This is a genomic window from Rhizobium sp. Root149 (genome assembly GCF_001427345.1).
GTDB classification, from domain to species: Bacteria; Pseudomonadota; Alphaproteobacteria; order Rhizobiales; family Rhizobiaceae; genus Neorhizobium; species Neorhizobium rhizoryzae.
The window spans coordinates 168,942-194,773 of record NZ_LMGD01000001.1 but is presented as its reverse complement, the minus strand read 5'-3'; the positions used below and the strand labels follow the sequence as shown (position 1 = coordinate 194,773).

The window sequence follows — 25,832 nt, the reverse complement described above, 5'->3', positions numbered from 1 at the left end:
GGCCTACCTGACCTTGAAGCCTAGTCTATTGGCCGAAAGTCTTGACTTGCTCGGCCAGAATGTGAATGGAAGGCAAAAATAGGGAAGGATACAGGCCCGATGAGCATTGCTTTCACATTCCCCGGTCAGGGCAGCCAGGCTGTCGGCATGGGCAAGGATCTCGCCGAAGCATTTCCGGAAGCGCGCGCCGTCTTTCAGGAAGTTGACGATGCGCTTGGTCAAAAACTCTCCGACATCATGTGGAATGGTCCCGAAGATCAGCTAACACTGACGGCCAATGCCCAGCCCGCATTGATGGCGGTTTCCATGGCTGTGATCCGTGTGCTGGAAGCCGGTGGCCTGAAGCTCGCCGACAAGATCTCCTATGTGGCTGGTCATTCGCTGGGCGAATACTCTGCCCTGGCGGCTGCCGGAACGTTTTCCATAGCCGACACCGCGCGCCTGCTGCGCATTCGCGGCGACGCGATGCAGTCTGCTGTGCCTGTGGGCGAGGGTGCCATGGCTGCCATCATCGGTCTCGAACACGCTGACGTTCAGGCGGCATGCGAAGAGGCGAAGGCGGCGGGTGTCTGCCAGATTGCCAATGATAATGGCGGCGGGCAGCTCGTGATTTCCGGCTCCAAGGCTGCGGTCGAGAAGGCCGCAGCTCTGGCAACCGAAAAGGGCGCAAAGCGGGCCATCATGCTGCCTGTCTCCGCGCCATTCCATTCCGATCTGATGGCGCCTGCCGCCACCGCCATGGCTCACGCACTGGACAAGGTGGTCAAGCAGGATCCGGTCGTTCCGGTCGTCGCCAATGTGCGCGCCGCCCCTGTCACGCATGCGGACGAGATCGTCAAGCTGCTGGTCGCGCAGGTCACGGGTCAGGTTCGCTGGCGCGAAACCGTTGAATGGTTTGGTGCAAACGGCGTGACGACATTGTACGAGCTTGGTTCCGGCAAGGTTCTGACCGGGCTCGCGCGTCGCATCGACAAGAACGTGACAGGCATTGCCGTCAACACACCTGCTGATATTGATGCGGCGCTGAAGACGCTGCTCGGCTGATCTCGAAGGATTACGAACATGTTTGATCTGACTGGCCGCAAGGCTCTTGTGACGGGTGCGACGGGCGGTATTGGCGAAGAGATCGCCCGTGCCCTTCATGCGCAGGGCGCCATCGTTGGTCTGCACGGAACGCGCGCCGAGAAGCTGGAAGCCCTGGCAGCCGAGCTTGGCGAGCGCGCCCATGTGTTCCCGGCAAATCTCGGCGACCGTGATGCCGTCAAGGCGCTCGGTGAAAAGGCCGAAGCCGAACTCGGCGGCGTCGACATTCTGGTGAATAATGCCGGCATCACCAAGGACGGCCTGTTCGTGCGTATGAGCGATGAGGACTGGGACAATGTCCTGGAAGTCAACCTGACCTCCACATTCCGTCTGACTCGCGAACTGACGCATCCCATGATGCGCCGCCGCTTCGGCCGCATCATCAATATCACGTCGGTCGTTGGCGTGACCGGAAATCCCGGTCAGGCGAATTATTGCGCGTCCAAGGCAGGGATGATTGGCCTTTCGAAGTCGCTGGCTCAGGAAATCGCCACCCGTAACGTAACGGTAAACTGCATTGCTCCCGGCTTTATCGAAAGTGCGATGACCGGAAAGCTTAATGACAAGCAGAAAGAAGCCATTCTGGGCGCAATCCCGATGAAGCGCATGGGCATCGGCGCCGACATCGCTACGGCTGTTGTTTACCTTGCCTCGAACGAAGCCGGATACGTAACGGGTCAGACCCTGCACGTAAACGGTGGCATGGCAATGATCTGAACAGCTTGCATTCCATTGCCTCTGCCCACAGTTTTGGCTGTTGGCGGCGGTAAAACCGGTCATTTTCTGGCTTTGCGGCGCGGTGAAACCGTGTTAATCGGGCCAATGACTGGCTACAGTCACCCCGAATGCGGACCTCCTCGGTGCGATTGACGCATGACTAGGTCGCAGTCTAGCTTCGGGTTGAGTGAGTTTGCCCAGGAGCCGTTCTGTAAAAGACGGCCATGGGTTCCAACAGGGTACGGCTGCCGTGACGGCGGTCCGAAAAGATAAAGGTCGAGGAAACCGACATGAGCGATATCGCAGAGCGCGTTAAGAAAATTGTCATTGATCATCTCGGCGTCGATGCCGACAAGGTTGTCGAAGGCGCGAGCTTCATCGACGATCTGGGCGCTGACTCCCTCGACACCGTCGAACTGGTCATGGCTTTCGAAGAAGAGTTCGGCGTTGAAATTCCGGATGACGCTGCTGACTCCATCCTGACCGTCGGCGATGCCGTGAAGTTCATCGAGAAGGCTCAGGCCTGATCTGAACTTAAGAGTTAGAGCACGCCTTGATGGCGGTCGCTCTTCAACGGCCCGGCATGTTCGGGCCGTTTCAGTCATATGACATCATCAATTCTTGGCGGGTGGGGCGCTGGCATGAGGCGTGTCGTTATCACCGGTACCGGTATGGTATCTCCTCTCGGCTGCGGTACGGAAATCAGCTGGTCCAGGCTGATTGCCGGTCAAAACGCAGCAAGGCTGGTTACGGAGTTTGAGGTCGAAGATCTCCCCGCAAAGATTGCCTGCCGCATTCCGACAGATCCTTCCATCGAAGGTGCCTTCAATCCGGATGACTGGATGGAGCCCAAGGAACAGCGCAAGGTCGATCCCTTCATTTTATACGGTGTAGCTGCTGCCGACATGGCGCTGGCAGATGCAGGTTGGCACCCGAAAACAGATGATGACCAGTGTGCAACTGGCGTTCTCATCGGTTCCGGCATTGGCGGCCTGGAAGGCATCGTGGAGGCAGGTTACACGCTGCGCGACAAAGGCCCTCGGCGCATCTCGCCATTCTTCATCCCGGGCCGTCTGATCAACCTCGTTTCCGGCCAGGTATCGATCAAGCACAAGCTGCGTGGTCCAAACCACGCCGTCGTCACCGCTTGCTCGACCGGCGCGCATGCCATCGGCGATGCAGCGCGGCTTATCGCTTTCGGTGATGCGGATGTCATGGTGGCTGGCGGTGCAGAATCGCCGATCTGCCGTATTTCGCTCGCAGGCTTCGCTGCCTGCAAGGCGCTCTCCACGCAGCACAATGACAATCCGCAGAAGGCTTCACGCCCCTATGATCGTGACCGCGACGGTTTCGTCATGGGTGAGGGCGCAGGTATCGTCGTGCTTGAAGAGCTGGAGCATGCCAAGGCGCGCGGCGCGAAGATCTATGCCGAAGTTGTCGGCTATGGCCTCTCTGGCGATGCTTTCCATATCACCGCACCTTCGGAAGATGGTGACGGGGCTTTCCGCTGCATGACGGCTGCCCTGAAGCGGGCAGGCATCAGCGCCTCCGAGCTCGATTACATCAATGCGCATGGGACATCGACCATGGCCGATACGATCGAGCTGGGCGCGGTGGAGCGGTTGGTGGGCGATGCGGCCTCCAAGATTTCCATGTCCTCGACCAAGTCGGCCGTCGGTCATTTGCTTGGTGCGGCCGGTGCAATCGAAGCCATTTTCTCGACGCTGGCGATCCGCGACAACATCGCGCCGCCGACGCTCAATCTGGATAACCCGGACGTGGAGACGGCTATCGATCTGGTGCCGCATGTCGCGCGCAAGCGCGAAATCAACGTGGCACTCTCCAACTCCTTCGGCTTCGGCGGCACGAACGCATCGCTGGTCCTGCGTCGCTACGAAGGCTGATTTCGAAGTGGGAGCCGCGTCGTGACCGACCGGTTCCCGCTTACAATCCCTGTTTTCGCCGCATTGCTTGGTCACAGACCGGCATTGTTGAGCTGATTTAAGGAGTAGCGGTGACCGATACGAACAGCACAAGCGAACCGAATTCGGCAGGCGGCAGCTCCGGCAGTGGCCCGTTCATGCCAAAATCGCCAAACGAGGCTCTGAAGCCGGAGCGGGTGCCCGAACCACCGCGCCGTTCCCGCAAGGCCCGAAGCCAGTTGGTCATCTTCCTGAATTTCCTGATGACCTTGATCGTCCTCGTCAGTGTTGTGGCCGTCGCCGCGTTCTACTACGTCATATCCGCTTATCAACAACCTGGACCGCTCGCCACGAACACGCATTTCGTCGTGCCGGATGGTGCAGGTCTCGCCCAGATCTCTCAGATGTTGGAGCGCAATGGCATCGTCTCCGATGCCCGTGTCTTCCGGTATATGACGGCGAGCTATCTCCAGAAGGAGCAGACACTGAAGGCGGGCGAGTACGAGATCAAGGCAGGGATGTCGATGAAGGACATTGCCCTGCTGCTGGAATCCGGCAAATCCATTCTCTATTCAGTCTCCATGCCCGAGGGGCTGACCGTTCAGCAGATGGTCAAGCGCCTGGCGGATGATCCAATCCTCGAAGGTCCGGTGCCGAATGAACTGCCGCCGGAAGGAAGCCTGCGTCCGGATACTTACAAGTTCTCTCGTGGTACGACCCGCGGCGAAATCCTGGCTCAGATGCGGGCAGCACAGGAAAAGCTAATCGATCAGATCTGGGCCAAGCGCGATCCGGATCTTCCTATCAAGACGAAGCAGGAATTCGTCACGCTCGCCTCAATCGTGGAAAAGGAGACCGGTAAGGACGATGAGCGCGCGCATGTCGCTTCGGTCTTTATGAACCGTTTGAACAAAGGCATGCGCCTGCAATCGGATCCGACGATCCTCTATGGCCTGTTTGGTGGCGCTGGGCGTCCTGCCGATCGGCCGATCATGCGATCTGATATCGACAAGCAAACGCCGTTCAATACCTATCAGATCAAGGGACTTCCTCCGACCCCGATCGCAAACCCCGGGCGGGCAGCACTGGAAGCTGTTGCCAATCCGTGGCGGACGAATGACCTGTATTTCGTTGCGGATGGAACCGGCGGACACGCTTTTGCGGCGACGCTCGACGAGCACAATGCCAATGTGCGGCGTTGGCGCAAGATCGAGGCCGAACGGGCCAACGCCTCGGGTGATACGCTCAATGGCGGTTCACCGGGCGGGGCCGATGCCGAGAAGCCGCCGAAGGGCAACTGACGCGGCATGCACATTACCAATTCCAGGCGTCGCTCCGGCGGCGCTTTTCTTTATCAACGTAGCCGGTTCCGGTTGCAGCATGAATTCTGAGGCCAGATGATGAATGTACAATCCATGACAGGGTTTGCCCGCTGCGAGGGCACCAGCGGTCGCTTTCGTTGGGTCTGGGAGTTGCGTTCTGTCAACGGTAAGGGGCTCGACTTCCGTCTTCGTCTGCCGCCAGGTTTCGAAGCGATGGAAAGTGAAATCAAGGCGCGTGCCTCGAAGCATCTGAGCCGTGGCAACATTCAGGCTACGCTATCCGTTTCCGTGGCGGAATCCAGAATGGAGGCCGTTCTCAACCGCGACGCGCTGGAGGCCGTTCTCAAACTTCGAGAAGAGTTGGGAGGTCTTGTTGATAACGCACCGCTCAAGCTCGATACCGTGCTTTCTATTCGTGGACTTGTTGATATTCGGGAAGCTGGCGAAGAACCAGCAGCACTCGAGATCAGGGATCGGGATATTCTCGCAGGTTTGGAGACGGCTCTGTCCGATCTGGTGTCCATGCGGATCCATGAGGGAAACGCGCTTGCCTTGGTTTTGCGTCAGCATTTGGAGACAATCGCGCGGCTGACGACGGTTATTGAGTTGGATCCCTCCCGTTCGCCGGAAGAGATCACCCGGCGCTTGGCAGCTCAAGTCGCAAGCCTCCTCGATGGCAATGGGGGGCTGGAGCGGGAGCGGCTTTACGCAGAGGTCGCGCTGCTTGCGACCAAGGCCGATCTACGGGAGGAGGTCGATAGGTTGAAGGCCCATGTCGGCGCAGTCGAGGAACTTTTGCAGAAAGGTGGCCCGGTCGGCCGCCGTCTCGATTTTCTTGCACAGGAATTTAACCGCGAGTCGAATACGATCTGTTCCAAATCGAACTCTTCCGCGGTAACCGCAGCCGGTATCGAGTTGAAAGTGGTGATCGACCAGTTTCGCGAACAGGTTCAGAATTTGGAGTAGCCAATGAGCCCGGTGTCTTCCGTGCCAACAAAAATCGCCCGGCGTGGCCTGATGCTGGTGCTGTCGTCACCATCGGGCGCTGGCAAATCCACAATTGCCAGCAACCTGCTGCGGGACGACCACAGCCTGGAAATCTCCGTCAGCGTCACGACGCGCGCGAAGCGCCCGAGCGAGATCGCAGGCAAGCACTATCATTTCATCTCCATCCCGCAGTTCGAACGCATGCGCGATAATGGCGAGCTTCTCGAATGGGCGGAAGTGCATGGAAACTATTACGGCACGCCCCGTGAACCTGTCGAAAAGGCCATGGCCGAGGGCCGTGACATGCTGTTCGATATCGACTGGCAGGGCGCGCTACAGCTTCAGGAAAAGATGAAGGCAGACATCGTCTCCATCTTTGTCCTGCCGCCCAGCATGACGGAACTCCAGTCGCGCCTGCATCGCCGCGCTGAGGATACCGAGGAGGTCATCCGTACACGCTTGGCAAATTCCCGTGCGGAAATCGAGCACTGGCGCGAATATGACTATGTCATCGTCAATGATGATCTCGATGAGGCTTTCGGTCACGTGAACTGCATCGTGAATGCGGAGCGCGTTCGCCGCGATCGCCGCCATGGTCTTTTCGATTTCGTTCGGGAGCTGCTTGAGGAAGAGCCGGTGCTACCGCGCTGAGGTCAAGCTGAGTGCATCAATAGGCGCCGTGGCTTCTGCCACTAAAGCATGGCGTGCAAAAGTGTGCAGCGGTTTTGCGATGACGACATGCGATAAAACAAAGAGATAAAGCGTCAGGAGCGAATCTGAAAGATCGCGACACGCTTTCGCGCCTTTATTATGCCATCAGAGAGAGTTGGCCAGCGCGACGAACTCGTGGACGGAGAGTGTCTCAGCACGGCGTGTCGGATCAATCTCGGCTCTTGCCAGAAGAACCTCGCCACCAAGGGGCTTCAGGCTCTGCCGCAGCATTTTCCGGCGCTGCCCAAAGGCGGCTTCCGTGACCTTTTCAAGCTTCTTCACGTCGCACGGAAGTGGATTCTGGTTCGGCACCAGGTGAACGACAGAAGAGGTCACCTTCGGCGGCGGTGTGAACGCTTGGGGCGGTACGTCGAAAGCCATACGAGCATCCGTGCGCCATCCGCACAACACGCCCAGGCGGCCGTAATGGTCATCATCTTCGCGTGCGACAATGCGCTGGCCCACTTCCTTCTGGAACATGAGCGTCAGCGATTCCCAGAAGGGTGGCCATTGATGCGGCAGCAGCCAGTTGATCAGCAACTGCGTTCCAACATTGTAGGGAAGATTGGCGATGATCTTGACCGGACCTTCGGGCGCTAGCGCTGCAAAATCCGTTTTCAGCGCATCCCCTTCGATGACCTCAAGCCGTCCCGGATAGAAGTCTGAAATCTCCGCAAGAGCGGGTAGGCAGCGGGAATCGCGCTCGACTGCAATGACCTTCTTCGCACCGAGAGACAGGATTGCGCGCGTGAGACCACCCGGACCGGGGCCGACCTCGAAGACAGTGACACCTTCCAGAGAGCCCGCAGTACGCGCGATCTTCTGCGTGAGATTGAGATCCAGTAGAAAGTTCTGTCCAAGAGCCTTGCGCGCATCAAGCCCATGCCGGTTGATGACATCGCGCAGCGGCGGAAGCCCGTCCAATGTGCCCATCAGTTTTGCTGCGCCTCATGTGCGGCCAATCTGGATGCGAGTCTCAAAGCAGCAATCAGACTGGTGTCGCGCGCGATACCGGTGCCCGCAAGCGAGAAGGCAGTGCCGTGATCCGGAGACGTCCGAATGAAGGGCAGGCCAAGCGTCACGTTGACGGAATCGTCGAAGCCAAGAGCCTTAGCCGGTATGAGGGCCTGGTCGTGATACATGCAAACCGCTACATCATAGCGGCTACGGGCATCATCGTGGAACATGGTATCGGCGGGCAGAGGGCCAAATGCATTGATACCGCGCGCGCGCACCTGCTCGATGGCTGGTGCAATGACATCGCGATCCTCGGTGCCCATGGCGCCGTCTTCGCCCGCATGCGGGTTCAAGCCTGCAACGGCTATCCGCGGAGAAGCAATGTTAAAGCGATAGCGCAGGTCGTGATACGCAATCGAGCATGTCTCGATGATTGCGTCGGCTGTCAGTCTACGTGGGACGTCCGCCAGCGGTATATGGATCGTGACGGGAATTGCCCGGAGCTTTGGCCCGGCCAGCATCATGACAGGTCTGCAATCCTTGCCGGTGGCGCGCTGCGCAAGATCGGCGAGAAATTCCGTGTGGCCCGGAAACTTGAAACCAGCCTCGTAGAGCACCGACTTCGCGATCGGATTGGTCACAACCGCGGCGGTGATACCCTGCATGGTGAGCGAGACTGCGTTTTCAATCGAGCTAATGATTGATTGGGCAGCAACGATATGGGGGCGTCCCGGCGCGATCACGCTGCCAATGGCCACCGGAAGAATCGGCAAAGCCTGATCAAAATGCTTCCAGGCGTCTTGTGCATCCGTCTCGCGGATCTGGATCTCTTCACCGAGCAGGCGCGCGCGCGCGGCAAGGGCTTCCGGGTCGCCGATATAGACAAAGGGATGCAGGCCCAGATCTTTGCGCTTCAGCCAAGCCGAGATTGCAATGTCCGGACCGATGCCGGCCGGATCGCCTTGCGTCAATGCCAGCGGACGTTCAACCAATTTCAGTCTCACGGATTTACGATCTGCGCCTTCTTGCGCAGTTCTTCAAGATACTTGGCGCTGTTGGGGTCTTCGCCGCCCTTCTTGGCCTTGCCGATGTCTTCCGCGCGGAACACGACTTCCGCCGCCGCATCATCCGAGACCTGACGCTGATTGCAGATGGCCAGGAATTCGACGCCCTTTTCAGTCACGCGGGTGCCTGTCGTACCATTGGCTGAGGCCTTCTCGATCAGCGGCTTCCACTCTTCCGGCAATTCCGGCTTCATCAGACGGCCCAGATCGCGCACCGAGACATCGCGCATGGTCTTTGCAAAATCTTTTGCCTGTGCGCAGCCCGGGAAGCTGGAGCGGGATTTTTCCGCCTCAGCCTTGCGCTGTGCGGTAATCTTTCCCTTTTTGGATTCCGGGATCACGAAAATGATCTGCTGGAGGAAATATTCCGTTGTGACCGGCTTTTCCTTGTTCTGCATCATGCGCTTGACCAGTTCGTCATTCGACATGCGGCCAGCGCCGTAACGCGCGTTGACAAGACGAGGCCAGCTCATCTGCACCGCGATAAAGGCTTTGAAATGCTCGACGCCGACACCGGCTTTATTGAGGATCTCGCTCATTTGCGCTGGCGTCAGCTTGTTGCTTGCGGCGAATTTTGCGAATGAACGATCGACGTCATCGGTGCTCACCGACATGCGAACGCGCGCAATCTCATCGCGCTTGAGAGCTTCTTCCACCAGTTCGTCACGGGCCATCTTCTGCAGATTGCCGGTTTTCCGCTGCAGTTTCAGGAACGCGACGCGCTTTGCCACATCAGACGATGTAATTGGAGTCTTGTTGACGACAGACACAACCTCGGTCGCTGCCGAGGCAGTCTGCGTCATGGGCTCAGCAACAAAGGATATGGCGAGCGCCGTTGTGGCAAGGGCAATCCGGCGCCATGCTACGCTTGCGAACATTTCTCATCCTCTTCCTGGCAGCGAGGCGGCATCGACGCCGCCTGTCCAATTAACGCGCTTTGTGTGTTCGATTGCACATTTCATGCGGCGAAACAATGACGTTCCGCACGCATTTCCAGGGTCGACCTCTATCGGGTGGTATCGCCACCGATATTGATGTCGCCCAGTGTGCGGAAGCTCAACCGAGCCGTGACCGTCCAGTCATTGGCATCCGTGCTGGCCGGCTTGTCCGTGTAGCCAACTGTGAAGATCGTGCACTCGTCCGCGTAGGTTACGCCGATACCACGCCGAATGACGCGATCATTGTTGAGATCCCACGTCGCTGAGGTGCCGAGTGACCAATTTTCGTTGATGCGGAAATTGGCGGCACTCTTCAGGTACTGGCTATCCGTGTTCAGACCATAATCAGGCTGCGCCTGTATGTTCGTATAGATCAATGATCCGCTCACCCGTGGAAGCGAATAGCTGATCGAGGCATCGGCACGGCGCAGTTCGAAGGACTTTTCGTCGAAACGACCCTGGCCCTGGAAACTGTAGCCCTGCGGAAGATCGATCGCAGCCATGGCAACGAAATCGGAAACATCCGATTCCAGGCCGGATTGCGCGCCAACATTGACGAGATCCGCTGTCGCGAACGAATTCAGGCCTGCGATCCGATAGGACTGACCAAAGATACCGCGAACGCCGATGCCATTGTCGAAGCTGCCGTTGTAGCGAATGCCGACATTGGCGCGCGTGCCGCCTTCGATACGGTCAAAGCCGGAAAACTTGTCCCGGTCGAACAACGAAGTCGCATCGAATACGAAGCTCTGGGCATCTTCATTGGGCAGGCGACCGGCGAGTTGCTCATCCGGACGTGCGAAGATCTGCGCCATCGGTTCGATGATGTGGCTGCTGCCCGCACCTTCGATCAGGATCGGGTAGCGTGCCTCAAGACCTGCCGTCAGCATGTAGCGCGTGCTCGCGCTGTCGCCTTCAAAACCACCGGCATAGGTCACGCCGTTGAAGCCAGGCGCAGCATCACCCGTGTGGCGCAACACATCACCGCGTGCAGCGAGAATCGGCGTCAGCAGAAGGCCTTCATCCGTTGTGAACGTCCGCTTCCATTCCGCCTCGCTGGAGAAGCGGCTGTAGCTGCCTTCCAGGCCACGGAAACGCGTTGACGTACCTTCGGTGTAGAAGTCGTCAAGGCGGCGCGACAAGTTTGTGAAGTTGGAGGTTACCTTCAACTCGCCACCCGCGACCGATTCCGGCGCGTAATAGAGATAGTCCAGAGACGGATAAACGATGGCCTGCTGCTTTTCAGCCGTACGGCGAGCATCCGTGTCCTGGATATCGAAATAGTAGTTGTGCAGGTCGAAGTAGTTCCGCTGCCCGACCCCTGTCAGGTAGATGTCGTTGGTAAACGGCGTTCCTGCAACATCGGTCAGCTTGTAGGTCTTCGAGAAGTTATTGTCCGTCTGGGCCATGACATTCCAGCCAAAAGCCCAGCGAGGATTGATCTCGAACCGTGCCTTCGATGCGACCATGGCACGCTGATCGGCACGTTCATCGCTCGTGCCCTTCACGAAGGCGCCCGGATCCTTCTGATCGATATAGGCGAAACGGAACGTATGGTCGCCGTTTTCAAAGCGGTTGCGAACCTCACCCTGCAGCAGAAGACCCTGCTTGGTGTAGTAGGTTGGGCTAATCGTCGCATCCATGCTCGGTGAGAAGACATGGTAGTAGGGAACGGTCAGACCCACGCCGAGTTTGTCGGTCACAGTGGCGCGCGGGAAGATGAAGCCTGACTTGCGCTCAACCGTTTCGTCGGGAACCGTTACGAAAGGAACATAGCCGATTGGCATGCCGAACAGTTCGAACTGGGCGTGCTCAAGCCGGATGGTGTGCGCCTTTCCGTCACGGATGACACGCTGCGCCTTCACCTGCCAAAGCGGGGCTTTGTCCGGGCGCTGGGCGCAGGGCAGACATGCCGTGTACACGCCGTTGTTCAGCACCATCTTGTCGTCGGGAAGTTGTTCGGCACTTTCCGCAACCAGGCGCGTATTATCGGTCGTTTCGACGCGAAGCGAGTTCACGAAGCCCTGGCCGAAGTTATCCGTCACGTCCATCGCATCGGCATAGACACGGGTTCCACCGGGCTCGATCAGCTCGATATTGCCCGTCGCCATTACGCGACCGGATTTCTGGTCGTATTCGACACGCTGCGCCACCATGCGGTAGCGATTGTAATAGATCTGAACGCCACCGACTGCCGTGACGCGCTGCGAATCCTGATTGTAGGTCAGTTCATTCGCGCGCAGGAGCATCTTTGCTCCATCGGCAACTGCGGGTGCGAGGGGTGAATCCTGCGCAGAAACAGGCAACGGGTAGGCAGCCGCAACACACGCAGCCGTGCTTGTCAGCAGGGCAGCGAAAAGCCGTCTGATATTCCCGCGGTCATTTACCGCCACTAGCCATCCTCCTGATGGAGCAGGATCGTTGCACCGAGCGCCAACGCAACAATCACTGGAATCCAGACTGCTACGAAAGGTGGCACGACACCGCTACTCCCAAATGCTTTCACAAGCACAGACACAACATAAAGCACGAAGCCGCAAACGATTCCACCCAGAATCACCGAGCGCGATTGCGCCATTCGGCTGAAACGAAGAGATACGGTTGCTGCAATGAGCGTCATTGCCACCAAGAGGAGCGGCAAGGACAAGAGCGAATGGAACTGAGTTTCCAGAGCCTTTGTAGAGATACCGAAGGATCGGGCAACCTCAATTTTTCGTAAAATGTTAAAGAAAGCAACGCTTTCGGGCTTTGACAGAGACTCCTGCAGAAACTCCTGTTTCAAGTTGGTCCGAACCTGCGCCGTTTCTTTTCGGGATGCCGGAGCATCGGTTCGGGTATCGAGAACGTTGTTAAGCTTCCAGTAACCATTTTCCAAGGTCGCCGAGTCTGCATCCTGCCGGAGCGTGATGCGACCATTCTTGTCAAAATGGAACACGACGACATTGAATAGACGCGTTCCGCCGTTGTCAAAGCTCTTGGCACCAATAACCGTATCGCTATCCCCATCAATCTGTCTCAGCCACGGCAGAAAGTTCGAAGGCTTCGATGCGTTGCTAGCCTTGCGCCAGTCTGTCTCCATGGAGGTGGCCAGATCCTGGCCCCAGGCGCCGAGGGGATTGATCACTGTCGTCGTCACGATACCGATCACGAAGGCGCCAGCAACGAAGGGCAGAACGAACTGCCAGACGGAAAGGCCTGCTGCGCGTGTGACCACGAGTTCCGAGCGCCTGTTCAGTGCAATCAGCGTTGTCATGCCGATGAAAAGGGTGAGAGTCGGAATGGTCTGCTGAAGGATAAGCGGCAGGCGAAGGGCACTCATCAGCAGGCCGCCGGTGACGCTGTAGCCAACGAAGCCGGACATGCGACGGCTCGTCTCGCTGAAATCGGCGAGAAAGATAATGCCGCAGACGCCGAGCAGGAACCAGACGGAAGTGATGATGTAGCGCTTGAAAAAGTAGCGGCTGAGGGTCGGCGCTGCAATCATTGCGAACCTCCCTGTGCCGAGTTGACGCTCGCCAGGCGACGGCGCGCCAGATCCGAAAGGCGACCCAGTGGCTGCGAAATGAAGCGCGGCATTGCAAGCTGCCTGTTGGTCACCAGCATGTAAGCGCATATCAGGCCGAAACCGATCGGAACGGCGTAGACGAGTGGAGTGACCGCGGGATTGTTCTTCGAAAGATTCGTCACATAGAACGAGAGCCATCGAAGGGTAAAGCAGAAGATGAGCGCCAGGACCATGGGATGAAGTCGTGCTCTACGGCTTGAGCGAGCGCCGCCTGCCACGACCAGCGAAATCAGGGCGAAAGCAACAGGCAAGAGCCAATCGGACATGCGCCTATGCAACTCCGAGCGGAAGCTGCCCGGCGAGAACAGGAAGGTTTTGTCTGTCGGGTCGGGTTTCAGCAGGAAGGACAGGCTTCTGTCACTGGCAAACACAGGTGCACCGTCAGTCGATTCGGTCATGGAGGACAAATCGAATGCATAGGACACGAACTTGACGATGGAGATGCGACCTTCCTTCGTCTTGCGGTGAACCTCACCATCGCGCATCGTGAGCGTCTTGCCGTCTTCGGCAATCGATCCCTCGCGGGCATAATAGATGAGATCCATGTTCGGATCGCGATAGTCGACCATGTAAATCCCGGTCAGAACACGACCGGAATGCCGCTCGGAGATCTGGACGTAAAGTCCGTCTTCAATGCTGCGGAACGTTTTTTCCTCAATGACCGAAGACAGAAGATCCGCATAGGCTGCGGCGACCATTTCGCGCGCTTTGACGCGCGCGGCAGGCTCGACGAAATTCGTGATCAGGAACGAGAATGCTGCCATGGTAATCGCAAGGATCATCACCGGACGATAGATGATCGACCGTGCAGAACCTGCGGCATCGATGACGGCAAGCTCCGAATCGTTGTTCATCGCATTCAGCGTTTGAGTGATGCCGATGACAATTGCGAAGGGCAGGACGACAGGGATGATCGTTGGCAGGATAAACGTTGCCAACGTCATGAACGAGCCCATGGACTGACCGGTATCAGTCACCAGATTGATCCGTCCCAACACCTGGATCGTCCAGATGATTGTCAGGACCGGCACCAATGTGACCAGAAACATCTGGAAAGCACGCCGGAAAATGTAGAGTTCGAGTATTTTCATACGGATCCGATACGCCAACATTTGCTGCGGCTTCATGCGCAGCCCAATGAAATTGAGCTACGCCTTAATCGGCTCTTACGCAATTTATGTGGTCAAGGCGACAGTTGCCTGCTCACAAAGCCGTTTTCGACCACCGATTTTTTTCTTTCTGTGTCTCGTAGTACACCGCGACCGCAGCATAGACCACACAGGAGGAAAGGAAGCCTAGCGTCACATCCGATAGATAGTGCCCGCCGAATGCAACCCTGAGATAGGGCGAGACAAGACACAGCATCAGGATGACTGGCCCGAAGATGACTCTTAAACGTGGCGGCAGCAGGACAATGAGACATGCCAGCCAGCCGGCACCGGCTGCCTCGCCGGATATAAAGGAGCAGTTTGACAAGCAGGATCCATCCAGCGTCCCGGCCGAAGCGAAGGCGTGGGTGCCGCCAAACAGATCTGTTTCGTAGGGGCGAGGCCGGCCCGATATGGTCTTCAGGATCAGGTTGACCAACAGATAGGGACCGAGGATCGAAGACAGAAGAGCGACCGAATAGCGTCGGGTTCTTGTCGCATCGTAGGTAGCTCCGTGATGCTGGAAATTGCGGATCATCAGCAGAATGATCACCATGGCCACAGCAATCGGAACATAGAAGTAGAATTTCCGGACAAAAATCAGGACTGGCTCCCGCGCCGCCGGAAAGTAGCCACATGTCCTTAAATCTGTACTTCCAAGTGCACACCCGCTCTCACGAAAGAACGCCTTGGCCGCCCACAGGTCGATCTGTGGGAACGCGTAGAACACGCCGAGCAATATCCACCAAAGCGCGAACAACGAAACGAACCAGGTCACAGGCCGACGAAACAACTCGACGGCTGCATCCTTAGATGACAGAGAGTTAGATTGTAAGATATACGCCACTTTCTATTTCCCGGCCCCGATCGCGGCCGACAATAGCCACGAGAACTGTCTTCTAGCAAGGGATAGAACCGTGCGGTAAACTACACCTGAACGATTCAGGGCTTGTCGCCGTGCGCCTGCACACCAAATGCCTGTCAAATCAATCCTGCCTCTTTAGTCTACGGAGAAGACATGTCTTCCAAACTCGATATCCGTTTTGCCTCCCGCACGGAGCGGGCCGATCTTGCAATCCTGTTCCAGGCCTCGGATGAGAAGCAGCCTTCAGGGGCAAGTGAAGCCGATCCTGCGGAGATCCTCGAAAGGGCTGCGGGTGTAGCGAAGTTTCATGGAAAATCGATGACGGTGCTGGATTTGATTGCTCCGCATCAATCACCCTTCGATCGCGTCTCTGTGATTGGCCTTGGCAAGACGCAGGCTCTGAGCGATCACGATTGGCTGCGTGCGGGAGGCAAGGCGGCGAGTCTCATCAAAAAAGCCGAGACAGTCGCGGTCTATCTTGATGCGCCGGGCACGGTTCCAACGCCCCGTCAGGTCGCGGACGTTGCGCTTGGAATGCTGCTTCGCGCCTATTCCTTCGACCGGTTCAAAACCAAGAAGGGCGATGATGAAGAAGGCGACGTGAAGACCGTCTCCGTCACCATCATCAGCGCAGTGTCGGATGAAGCCGCCGCATTGCTTGGCGACGTGCAAGCGGTAGCGGGTGGCGTCAATCTGGCGCGCGAACTCGTCAACCTTCCGCCGAATGTCCTTGGTCCCATAGAGTTCGCCGATCATGCGAAGGCACTGGTCACACTTGGTGTCGAGGTCGAAATTCTGACTGAAACCGAGATGAGGGCGCTCGGAATGGGTGCGCTGCTGGGCGTGGCCCAGGGTTCGGAGCGGCCGCCGCGACTGGCGGTCATGCAGTGGAAGGGCGGCAAGGCCTCAGACAAGCCGCTGGCCTTTGTCGGCAAGGGAGTGGTCTTCGATACGGGCGGCATATCCATCAAGCCAGCTGCCAACATGGAAGACATGAAAGGCGATATGGGCGGCGCGGCGGCGGTCATCGGCCTGATGCATACACTGGCGGCTCGCAAGGCAAAGGTTAATGCGGTCGGTATTCTGGGGCTGGTGGAAAACATGCCCGATGGCAAGGCCCAGCGCCCCGGTGACATTGTCACATCCATGTCGGGCCAGACCATTGAAATCATCAATACCGATGCCGAGGGGCGCCTCGTTCTTGCAGATGCTCTTTGGTACTGCAACGACCGCTTCAAGCCGAAATTCATGGTGAACCTTGCGACCCTGACCGGGGCTATTGTCGTCGCACTCGGCAATCTCCACGCAGGCCTGTTCTCCAATGACGATCCCTTGTCCGAAGGACTTCTTGCCGCTGGAGAGAAGACCGGTGAAAAGGTCTGGCGCATGCCGCTCGGCAAGGAATACGACAAGCTGATCGATTCCAAGTTCGCCGATATGAAAAACACCGGTGGCCGCTATGGCGGCTCAATCACCGCCGCCCAGTTCCTCAAGCGCTTCGTTGGAGAAACTCCCTGGGCGCATCTTGATGTTGCAGGTACGGCCATGGCATCTCCCTCGACCGAGATCAATCAGTCCTGGGGTTCCGGTTATGGCGTCCGCCTGCTCGATCAGTTGATCCGGGATCGTTACGAAGGCTGACCTATCGCATGACAGAGGTGCTTTTCTATCATCTGACCGAATCCAAGCTGGAGGATGCCCTTCCGGCCCTCCTGGAAAAGAGCGTGGAGCGGGGATGGCGTGTCATCGTCCAGACGGTCGGCAGGGATCGTGTGGACATGCTGGATCAGCACCTCTGGACGTTTCGAGAGGACAGTTTCCTGCCCCATGGCGCGGATGGGGATGCGTTTGAGCGCGATCAGCCTGTTCTGCTGACCGAGAGTTCGGCGAACGCCAACGCAGCAAGCGTGCGCTTCATCGTGGATGGAGCGCAGCCTCCTGAACTTGCGCCCTATGAGCGCGTGGTCTTCATGTTTGACGGCTATGACAATGCTCAACTGGAGGGGGCGCGAGAGCAGTGGAAGAGCCTGAAGGCTCAAGGCCATGCTCTGACCTATTGGCAGCAATCTCCTGAAGGCCGTTGGGTCAAAAAAGCCTGAGTTAATTCGTCCGGAAAGCAACTCTCCCTCGCTTGTGCGATGCGAAAGGTATTGCTAGCTGATGGGCGGGAGTTTTTGGTACCCCCAGAGCATGGAGCGCAAAAGTGTGCAGCGGTTTTGCGATAACGACATGCGAAAAAACAACGACATGCGAAAAAACAAAAAGATAAAGCGTCCGAAGCGAATCTGAAAGATCGCGACGCGCTTGAGCTGGAGCCGCTTAATGACGACAAATACCCGCAAGGCCGATCATCCTGTTTCAGACATTTTTCCATCTCGCTGGTCGCCCCGTGCATTCACAGAGGAAACGATCAGCGAAAATGAGCTTCTGACCATTCTGGAAGCAGCGCGCTGGGCGCCATCTGCCTTCAACGCGCAGCCTTGGCGTTTCATCTACACCCTGCGCGGCGATGCTGCATGGGATGCAATTCTCGGCGCTCTGCTGCCGTTCAACCAGACCTGGGCAAAGACGGCATCTGCTTTGGTGATTGTTGCCAGCGAAACCAAGATGGTGCCTCCGGGCAAAACTGAGGCTGTCGATAACGGCACGCACACGTTTGATGCCGGTGCCGCCTGGGGCTATCTCGCTCTGCAGGCGCATATCTCCGGTTTTGCTGCTCATGCCATGGCTGGCTTCGACAAGGACGCGATGGCAAAGGCTGTCAATCTGCCCGAACATCATGTGCTGCATGCATCCGTCGCTATCGGCAAGCAGGGCGATGCGTCTCTGCTGCCCGAAGCATTGCAGGCGCGTGAAGTGCCAAGCCCGCGTCATCCGGTTGGCCAGATTGCCTTTCATGGCGGTTTCAAGGGCTGATGCTGGAATGATTTTCCTAAGAAAGGCGGTCTCCGGGCCGCCTTTTCTCGTTTTACTACTCAAAAATCAGTTCGCGAGAGATGCCATCAGCAGCGACGGTTTGTGGGAATGCTGAAGGTTGACGACCTTGTATCCTTCCGCCTTCAACTGCGTCAGCAGCGCCGGAAGCATCGCGGCAGTGCGATGATGAATGTCATGCAGCAGGATGATTCCGTGACCGTGATTGCGCAAGGCATTCATGGTCCGCGTTGCGACGGCGGCCGGTGAATCGCTGAAGTAATCCTTCGAATCGATTTGAACATCCAGAACTACCATGCCATTGGCCGCAACCCAGCTGCGCAAGCGCGAACTGTCCGCAAGATAAGGGAAGCGGAAGAACCCGACCTCTTCATTCGTCGCGCGACTGACGGCCAACTTGCCCTTTTCGATTTCCTCGACCGCCGCATCGAAGGAGAGCGATCTCAGGTTTGGATGGCGGTAGGTGTGGCTACCGATCGTATGGCCGGACCGCGCCACCAACATCGCGATATCCGGGTGCGCTTTCGCCATTTCGCCCACCATCAGGAACGTTCCCTTGACGCCGAACTCATCGAGCGTCGCGAGAATTCGCTCGGTTTTCTTCGGCATCGGACCGTCGTCGAAGGTCAGCACTACTTCCTTGTCGCGAAGCTTGAGATCGGCGATGGAGGCAACCTCAATGGTTCGTCCGGAAAGTCCTGCGGGATTGTTGATACGCCCCCACGCAACCGGCGTCAGAGCGACCGGATCCTGCGGTCCCTTTTTCACCGGCGCATCTGTGGCCGGTGCCGCAGCGAAGGAGGAGACCAACGTACCGCCTTCCGATACGGGGCGTCCGGCGCAGGAGGAGAGCAGGCAGGCGAGAGAAGCTATGGCGCAAAGGACGCGGGCGGACATGAAACCAACTTTGAAATGAAAGGGGCAAGGCACTGATATGCTTCGCCACTCTCACTCAACATGGTTAATGGCGCGTTTATGCGCCGCAGCAAAAGATCACGTTACGGCTTCATGATCGTCTGTCGGAGGAAGCTGTAGCCCATGGCGGTACGTCGAGCCATTTCGGCGGAATTTCCGGCACCACCGTGCCCGCCTGAACCATATTCATGGAACAGAGGCTGATGTCCGGCCTCTTCCAGACGCTTTGCAAAGCGTCGAGCATGGGAAGGGTGAACGCGGTCGTCATTGCTCGAGCTTTCGATATAGATCGGCGGGTAGCGTTTGACGGCAGCAGGCTGCACATTCTGGAGTGGAGAATAGTCGAGCAGGAAGGCTCTATCCTCCGGCTTGTCAGGATCGCCATATTCATCCATCCATGCCCGTCCTGCCGGGAACTCGTGAAAGCGCATCATGTCGAGGACCGGGACACGGCACCACACAGCGCCGAAATCATCAGGATAGCGCGTCAACATGACACCTGTCAGCAGGCCGCCATTGCTGCCGCCGGTGCAGGCAATGCGCGCTGGTTTCGAATAACCGCGCTTTACGAGATCTCGCGCGATGGCCACAAAGTCCTCGAAGGCCTTGTGTCTGCCCTCGCGCTTGGCAACGGTGTGCCAGTCAGGGCCGAGCTCGCTTCCGCCACGGATATAGGCTTGCACGTAGGCACCGCCCTGTTCAAGCCAACCACCGGTTACGCCGGAGTAGCCGGCGGAAAGGGGTACGCTGAACCCGCCATACCCGTAAATGAGTACCGGAAGCTCGCCGTCTTCCCAGGTTTTCGGCAAGACCAGATGATAGGGTACCTGCGTGCCATCTTCGGAAGTCGCTTCCAGAAGGAGAGACTGCATGCCCTCCGCATCAAAATAGGCTGGAGCCGAGCGGCCATTCTTCAGGCCAGGCTGTGACGAGCGATCCGAAAGATCCAACTCGAAGCAGGTGGGGGGCGTTAGAAAGCCTCGCCCGGTGACCCATACACGGTCAGTTCCCAGATGAAGATCGGAGTATTGCGATGAGAATGATACGGCTTCGAATCCATCCGGCAAATCGATCCTGATCGGCTGTGCATTCGCATCGGTCAGATCGAGCACGAAAAGAGACGGCTGGAGCCGGTCTTCGACAACATAGACTATCCAGTCCCTCAGTAGTGCAAACTGGCTGATCGCGCTGCCTGGCTTTGGTTCGAACAGAATACGCCGGTTCTGATCCAGGGGCTCGCTCGAGAAAGGCGTGAGCTTCTGCAAGGCCAAGGTTCCGGTCGCCAGTTGCTCATCGCTTTTCGCAAGCCAGACCAAGAAACCGCGATTGATGTCGAAATCCATGTCAACCGGCAGAGGCAGGCGTTTCAGGTCGGCAGGAGAGGGGCCGACGTGAACGCTGGATTTTCCGATCTGATGGTTGGCAACAAAAACATGGATCGACCGGGTCTCAGCCTGGCCAGTCATGTCGAACTCCGGATGCAGAACGAATGCATAGGCACTGACGTCAGCCTTCTCGCCCGCATAGAGCGGTGGCGCGTCTTCCGGCCGGGTTCCCCGTGTCAGTCTGCGTCCAACGCGCGGCCATCCGGATTGGGTGGCCGAGTCCTCATCGATCGAGCCGAAATAGCAGATCTCGTCGGCATTCAGCCAGCTGGCATGGGAGCGGACAGCTGGCGTGTCGAAGCCGCCTTCGACGATGGATCTGGTTTCCGTATCGAATTCCAGCAGCCTCGAAAGGTCGGAACCGCCGTCGGAAAGGCGGAGGAGAACTCGTGTCGGCCGGAGAGGGCAGGTGATTGCACCGCCGAAAATCCAGCGCTTGCCTTCGCGCTCGCAGAAGGCGTCGACATCGAATACGGTTTCCCAAGGCGCGTCCGGCGATGGCTCCAGATCTGCGGGCAGGCGACGCCACAGACCGAGCGGATTGGTAGCAGTGCGGTGAAAATCGAAATACCAATTGCCGCGCCGGCTTGGGATGATGAGTCGGTCTTCGCGCTCCATCAAGGCCTGGATTGCCTTGGCGGTCTCTTCCATGTGCGGCGTTGTCAGTACGCTGGCTGAGGCATCATTGCGGGCCTCCACGAAGGCAAGGGTTTCAGGATCCGTGTCCTGCTCCAGAAAGAGATCCTCTGCGACGGGCTTTTCCATGGTCAACTCCTGCAAATCACAGGCAGGACCATAGAGCATCGCAAGACAAAGTGAATCCCGTTGCGAATTGATCTTCCGTCCAAAAGACCGACCGGACGCCGAAATGCGCCCGGTCAGTTGGTCATTTTGAAATCAGCCTCTACCGGCGGCAACCATTGGAACGCTGCCCGACCGGGAGTTGCTGTTCGCGAACCCCTGTTGCGAGCCGTGGCCAGCTCGCTCCAGCTTGAACCGCGCAATCAGATTGGAGAGGTGGTAGGCATCGTCCGCCAGCTTGTTGGTGCTGGCGGTCGTTTCCTCCACCATCGCCGCATTGCGCTGGGTTACCTGGTCCATCTGGCCAAGCGCCTGGTTGATCTCCATCAGGCTGCTCGATTGCTCGTTGGAAGAGCTGGCTATGGAATGAACTTCCTCGTTGATGCTTTCCACATGCGTTCGGATCTGGGATAGAGCCTGACCCGTCGCTGTCACGAGACGAACTCCGGCACCCACTTCCTCGCCCGACTTGGTGATGAGCGCCTTGATATCCTTGGCCGCATTGGCGGAACGCTGGGCAAGTTCGCGCACTTCCTGCGCAACAACCGCAAAGCCCTTGCCCGCTTCGCCCGCGCGTGCCGCCTCGACGCCCGCGTTCAGAGCGAGGAGATTGGTCTGGAATGCAATCTCGTCGATAACATTGATGATCTGTCCGATCTGCCCGGAAGCGGCCTCGATTCGCTCCATCGCGGCAATGGCATCACCCACGACGACACTTGAATTCTCCGTGCTGACGCGAGCGTGATCGACTTTCTTGGCGGCATCACCAGCACGCTGCGTCGACTGACGAAGAGCCGATGTAATGACTTCCAGCGCGGACGAAGTTTCTTCAAGGGCTGCGGCCTGCTGTTCTGTGCGCTTCGCCAGATCGTCGGACGCATAGCGCAATTCGCCGGAGCCGGAATTGATCTGGTCAATGGAATAGCGAACCTCGGAAACGATGGCGCGCAGCGTGTCCATTGTGGAATTCACGTTCTGCTGCAATTCGAAGAAGGCCCCGCTGAACTTGCCCTGCATGCTCTCGGTCAGGTCACCGGTTGCAAGCGCGCTCATCACTCTGCGGGTTTCAGAGAGACCTGCTTCGATGTTGCCCACCAGTTCGTTCATTCCAGAAGCGAACGCATTGAGCTCCTTGAAATGATAGGTGATGGTCATACGGCGAGAGAAATCTCCCTCGATCGCCGCCTGAACCATATGGCCGATATCCTGGCGAAGTTCGTCGCATTTTTCGCCGAAAGCGGCTTCCTGCTCGGCAATCTGCTGAACCCGGATACCATTCTCCTTGAACACCTGAACAGCCTTGGCCATGTCGCCGATCTCGTTTTTCCGGTCGAGGTAGGGGATCTCGACCTTGAACTCCGCATTGGCCAGCTTGCGCATCAGCTTTGTGATCCGGTCGATAGGGCGGGATACTTCCCGCGACACGAAAATGGTGGCTCCGATACCAGCGATCATACCAACCAGGAGGACAAGCCCGTTCGAAATGAGGGATTTATTGAACTGGGTGGCACTTTCCGCATACATCCGTTTGGCTTCGTCGACATTGGCATCGCGAAACTCGTCGGCATAGTTGTCCATCAACTCGTAGCTTTTCACCATGTCGCCCGTCAGCAGCGATGCTGCGGCTTGCTTGTCGCCGGCGCGCGAGAGGCTGACGAGTCTGTCGTTAAGCTTGAGATATTCGTCGGCAGCAGCGGTAAACCCGGCGAAAGCCTTGCGTTCGACATCAAGCGAGATCATGGGCGCATAGGTCGCCATCCGGTCCTTCAGCTTCTTCACTTCCTTCGTCAAGGCAGCGTCAGCATCCTTCATCGCCTGCGGATCGGTTGTCAGGATGTGGCGTGTCTGCAGACCGCGCAGATTTGCGATGGAGATATTCAACCTGTTCGTAATGTCGACGCTTGGAACCGCATCGTGGGCAAGCCCATCAACATTCCCGAAGATGTTTCGCATGGTCGAAAGTGCGAAGCCGCCTTGCAGAAGCAGCAGGCAAAGAAGCAGCGCAAAGGCGGAGGTCAACGACGTTTTCAGCGAGATTGTCCGAAGCATGTATGTGTCCAGTTCAATCAGGGAAAGCGGTCCGCTCCATCATGGAGATTACGCACGAAACAACCGGGCGAGCGTTCATTCGCTCGACGCAAGACGCACAGACGCATCGCGCGATGCTGTGCAGGCACGCTGAATGCTGCGCGCACCAGGGGCACACGCCAATGATCAAATGTTATCGAAATGCGCTTTGAGCGCACAGTGCGCACCCTGCACGAGGCAATACCTTTCCGTGCATTCTGCGCAGCTTTCTAAACCATGATGTGTTCCAAGCTTTAAGATATTCCTAAAGCTGCAATAGGATTTCTACACACCTAAAAAACGCAATCGCAGTGTTCTGGTAATAATCGATGCCCCACGCAAGGAACGTGAAGCAGATCTGTAGTCATATTTAATCAATCCGCCAAAGCGTCATGAAGACAGAGCTTCTTCGTAATGAGAAGAAAGTTCGAGCCAGAGTTCTTCTGTTTCAGCAAGTTTTGCAGCAGCATCACTTCGCTGCTTTGCTTTCTCCGCCGCCTTGGCGGGTGATTTCTCGTAAAGCTTGGGATCTGCCAGTTCAACGTCCAGAGCCTGGATCAGCTTTTCAAGCTTCGCAGTCAGTGCTTCCGCTTCGTTGATGCGCTTCTTGAGCGGAGCGAGGGATGCGCGCTTTTCTGCGTTTGCTTTGCGCTGATCGGACTTGGAGACACTATCGTCAACGCCCGTCGAAAGTTTCTCGTCCTTCTTGCGCGATGAAGCAACAACGATGGAGCGATAGTCCTCCAGATCGCCGTCGAAGGGCGCGACCGTTCCCCCGTTCACGAGCCACAAGCGATCCACCGTGGCCTCGAGCAGATGGCGATCGTGTGAGATGAGGATCACAGCGCCGTTGTAATCATTCAGCGCCTCGATGAGCGCCCTGCGGCTATCGATATCCAGATGGTTCGTCGGCTCGTCGAGAATGAGAAGGTTTGGAGCGTGAAACGCGGCAAGCCCCATGAGCAGGCGAGCCTTTTCTCCGCCAGACAGATCCTTGGCGGCAGTGTCCATCTTCTCTGTTGCCAAGCCCATCTGGGCCACGCGGGCGCGAACCTTCGCTTCGGGCTGATCCGGCATCAGCCTGCGTACATGATCGGCAGGCGATTGTTCCGGTATCAAATCGTCCAACTGGTGCTGCGCGAAGAACCCGATCTTCAGGTTCGGGGCTACACGCAGGTTGCCGGACTGCGCTTCCAGTCTTCCGGAAATAAACTTCGCGAAAGTGGACTTGCCGTTACCGTTCGACCCGAGAAGGGCAATGCGATCATCGTTGTCGATGCGCAGATTGATGCCCTTCAGAATCGGCTTGTCTGGCTCATAACCCACGACACCCTTGTCGATCGCGACAATGGGCGAAGACGGTTGCTTCTCAGGCTCCGGAAACGTGATCGGCTGAACGTGATCCTCGATGACCGCCGCGACAGTGCCCATGCGCTCCAGTGCCTTGATGCGGCTCTGGGCCTGACGCGCCTTCGTGGCCTTCGCCCGGAAACGGTCGATGAAGCTTTGCAGATGCTTGCGGGCGGCGTCATTTTTCGCCTTGGCCTTCATCTGTAGTTCGTCGTTTTCCGCTTTCTGTCGCTCGAAGCTGTCGTAGCCACCGCGATAGAAGGTCAGCTTCTTCTGGTCGAGGTGGACAATGGCGTTCACGGCGTTGTTCAGAAGATCGCGGTCGTGGCTGATGATGACGACCGTATGCGGATAGCGCCGTACGTAATCTTCAAGCCAGAGCGTGCCTTCGAGATCGAGATAGTTCGTGGGCTCGTCCAGCAGCAAGAGATCCGGCTGCGAGAAGAGCACCGCTGCCAGGGCCACGCGCATTCGCCATCCGCCGGAAAATGATGAGGCCGGACGCGCCTGTGCTTCGGCGTCGAAACCGAGACCCGCCAGAATGCTGGCCGCGCGAGCTTCCGCAGAATGCGCATCGATGTCGACGAGGCGCATCTGGATTTCAGCTATCCGGTTCGGGTCCGTCGCAGCTTCCGCTTCCTTCAGAAGAGCCGTCCGTTCCTTGTCCGCTGCCAGAACGATTTCAATCAAAGGATCCTCGGTGCCGGGGGCCTCCTGTGCGACCTGACCGATCCGCGCATTCTTTGGGAGAGATACAGAGCCGCTTTCGGAGGCCATCTCGCCGGTGATGACGCGAAAGAGCGTGGACTTGCCCGCGCCATTGCGCCCGACAAGGCCGGCTTTCGTGCCGGTGGGAAGGCTGACGCTGGCGTGATCGAGAAGAAGGCGGCCTGCGACGCGTGCGGAAAGATCGGTAATCGTAATCATGGCCGCGGTTTTGGCCGAAGAATCAGGGGTTGGCAAGAGAATGAGTGGATCAGGTGCAGGCGAAGGAACGTTTGGCTGAGGCTTCGATTATCTTTGCAGATGAGACCGATCAAAAATGATGATTTGCAGGACGGTGCGCCAGGCGCTTGAATGCCGCACCAACCAGATGAGGGG

General features: G+C 57.6%; 21 protein-coding genes. 10 read left to right on the top strand and 11 right to left on the bottom strand.

Annotated elements, in window-relative coordinates:
* The first annotated feature begins 99 nt into the window (after window positions 1-99).
* The 7 genes from fabD to gmk all read left to right on the top strand — a co-directional run bounded on the left by fabD (window position 100) and on the right by gmk (window position 6,682).
* Window positions 100-1,044: an ACP S-malonyltransferase gene (gene fabD, locus ASD54_RS00925; protein ID WP_062552726.1), complete on the top strand. Its 945-nt coding sequence runs from the start codon at window positions 100-102 to the stop codon at window positions 1,042-1,044.
* An 18-nt stretch (window positions 1,045-1,062) separates the two neighbouring features.
* Complete coding sequence (gene fabG, locus ASD54_RS00920; protein ID WP_062552725.1) at window positions 1,063-1,800, top strand: 3-oxoacyl-[acyl-carrier-protein] reductase; 738 nt, start codon at window positions 1,063-1,065, stop codon at window positions 1,798-1,800.
* 290 nt (window positions 1,801-2,090) lie between these two features.
* The gene (locus ASD54_RS00915) at window positions 2,091-2,327 is read left to right on the top strand and encodes an acyl carrier protein (RefSeq protein WP_003502080.1); all 237 of its coding nucleotides are present in this window, start codon (window positions 2,091-2,093) and stop codon (window positions 2,325-2,327) included.
* Window positions 2,328-2,441: 114 nt separating this feature from the next.
* Window positions 2,442-3,704, top strand: a complete 1,263-nt coding sequence (gene fabF, locus ASD54_RS00910; protein WP_062553207.1) for a beta-ketoacyl-ACP synthase II — start codon at window positions 2,442-2,444, stop codon at window positions 3,702-3,704.
* A 176-nt stretch (window positions 3,705-3,880) separates the two neighbouring features.
* A complete protein-coding gene (mltG, locus tag ASD54_RS00905) occupies window positions 3,881-5,023 on the top strand; it encodes an endolytic transglycosylase MltG (protein WP_156379041.1) in 1,143 nt (380 codons plus the stop codon).
* A 99-nt stretch (window positions 5,024-5,122) separates the two neighbouring features.
* On the top strand, window positions 5,123-6,010 hold the full coding sequence (locus tag ASD54_RS00900) for a YicC/YloC family endoribonuclease (protein WP_062553206.1): 888 nt from the start codon (window positions 5,123-5,125) through the stop codon (window positions 6,008-6,010).
* 3 nt (window positions 6,011-6,013) lie between these two features.
* Window positions 6,014-6,682, top strand: coding sequence for a guanylate kinase (gene gmk / locus ASD54_RS00895; protein ID WP_062552723.1), 669 nt, complete (start codon window positions 6,014-6,016; stop codon window positions 6,680-6,682).
* A 165-nt stretch (window positions 6,683-6,847) separates the two neighbouring features.
* On the opposite strand, the gene rsmA is transcribed toward gmk, so the two are convergent.
* From rsmA to ASD54_RS00860, 7 genes are all read right to left on the bottom strand, one after another.
* Window positions 6,848-7,675: a 16S rRNA (adenine(1518)-N(6)/adenine(1519)-N(6))-dimethyltransferase RsmA gene (gene rsmA, locus ASD54_RS00890; RefSeq protein WP_062552722.1), complete on the bottom strand. Its 828-nt coding sequence runs from the start codon at window positions 7,673-7,675 to the stop codon at window positions 6,848-6,850.
* Entirely contained in the window at window positions 7,675-8,691 is a 1,017-nt protein-coding gene (pdxA, locus tag ASD54_RS00885; RefSeq protein ID WP_244484624.1) for a 4-hydroxythreonine-4-phosphate dehydrogenase PdxA, read from the bottom strand. Before pdxA ends, rsmA begins: the two co-directional genes overlap by 1 nt.
* An 8-nt stretch (window positions 8,692-8,699) precedes the next feature.
* Window positions 8,700-9,641 carry a SurA N-terminal domain-containing protein gene (locus ASD54_RS00880; RefSeq protein WP_062552721.1) on the bottom strand — a complete coding sequence of 314 codons (942 nt, stop codon included), beginning with the start codon at window positions 9,639-9,641 and terminating at the stop codon, window positions 8,700-8,702.
* A 128-nt stretch (window positions 9,642-9,769) separates the two neighbouring features.
* Window positions 9,770-12,094: an LPS-assembly protein LptD gene (locus tag ASD54_RS00875; RefSeq protein ID WP_062552720.1), complete on the bottom strand. Its 2,325-nt coding sequence runs from the start codon at window positions 12,092-12,094 to the stop codon at window positions 9,770-9,772.
* Window positions 12,094-13,182 (bottom strand): LPS export ABC transporter permease LptG, encoded by a 1,089-nt coding sequence (gene lptG / locus ASD54_RS00870; protein ID WP_156379040.1) that lies wholly within the window; start codon window positions 13,180-13,182, stop codon window positions 12,094-12,096. The genes ASD54_RS00875 and lptG overlap by 1 nt, the downstream gene beginning before the upstream one ends.
* Complete coding sequence (lptF, locus tag ASD54_RS00865) at window positions 13,182-14,357, bottom strand: LPS export ABC transporter permease LptF (protein ID WP_062553204.1); 1,176 nt, start codon at window positions 14,355-14,357, stop codon at window positions 13,182-13,184. The genes lptG and lptF overlap by 1 nt, the downstream gene beginning before the upstream one ends.
* 112 nt (window positions 14,358-14,469) lie before the next feature.
* Window positions 14,470-15,192 carry a phosphatase PAP2 family protein gene (locus ASD54_RS00860; RefSeq protein ID WP_244484622.1) on the bottom strand — a complete coding sequence of 241 codons (723 nt, stop codon included), beginning with the start codon at window positions 15,190-15,192 and terminating at the stop codon, window positions 14,470-14,472.
* A 240-nt stretch (window positions 15,193-15,432) separates the two neighbouring features.
* Here ASD54_RS00860 and ASD54_RS00855 point away from each other — a divergent pair, with 240 nt between their 5' ends.
* From ASD54_RS00855 to ASD54_RS00840, 3 genes are all read left to right on the top strand, one after another.
* Complete coding sequence (locus ASD54_RS00855) at window positions 15,433-16,920, top strand: leucyl aminopeptidase (RefSeq protein WP_062552718.1); 1,488 nt, start codon at window positions 15,433-15,435, stop codon at window positions 16,918-16,920.
* A gap of 8 nt (window positions 16,921-16,928) precedes the next feature.
* On the top strand, window positions 16,929-17,378 hold the full coding sequence (locus ASD54_RS00850; protein WP_062552717.1) for a DNA polymerase III subunit chi: 450 nt from the start codon (window positions 16,929-16,931) through the stop codon (window positions 17,376-17,378).
* Between the two features lie 223 nt (window positions 17,379-17,601).
* On the top strand, window positions 17,602-18,195 hold the full coding sequence (locus ASD54_RS00840; RefSeq protein ID WP_062552715.1) for a nitroreductase family protein: 594 nt from the start codon (window positions 17,602-17,604) through the stop codon (window positions 18,193-18,195).
* Between the two features lie 66 nt (window positions 18,196-18,261).
* On the opposite strand, the gene ASD54_RS00835 is transcribed toward ASD54_RS00840, so the two are convergent.
* The 4 genes from ASD54_RS00835 to abc-f form a co-directional block, all read right to left on the bottom strand.
* Window positions 18,262-19,110: a polysaccharide deacetylase family protein gene (locus ASD54_RS00835; RefSeq protein WP_062552714.1), complete on the bottom strand. Its 849-nt coding sequence runs from the start codon at window positions 19,108-19,110 to the stop codon at window positions 18,262-18,264.
* Between the two features lie 101 nt (window positions 19,111-19,211).
* The gene (locus ASD54_RS00830) at window positions 19,212-21,278 is read right to left on the bottom strand and encodes a prolyl oligopeptidase family serine peptidase (protein WP_062553202.1); all 2,067 of its coding nucleotides are present in this window, start codon (window positions 21,276-21,278) and stop codon (window positions 19,212-19,214) included.
* A 132-nt stretch (window positions 21,279-21,410) separates the two neighbouring features.
* Window positions 21,411-23,363 (bottom strand): methyl-accepting chemotaxis protein, encoded by a 1,953-nt coding sequence (locus ASD54_RS00825; protein ID WP_082547007.1) that lies wholly within the window; start codon window positions 23,361-23,363, stop codon window positions 21,411-21,413.
* Between the two features lie 408 nt (window positions 23,364-23,771).
* The gene (abc-f, locus tag ASD54_RS00820) at window positions 23,772-25,658 is read right to left on the bottom strand and encodes a ribosomal protection-like ABC-F family protein (protein WP_062552713.1); all 1,887 of its coding nucleotides are present in this window, start codon (window positions 25,656-25,658) and stop codon (window positions 23,772-23,774) included.
* Window positions 25,659-25,832: the final 174 nt, after the last annotated feature.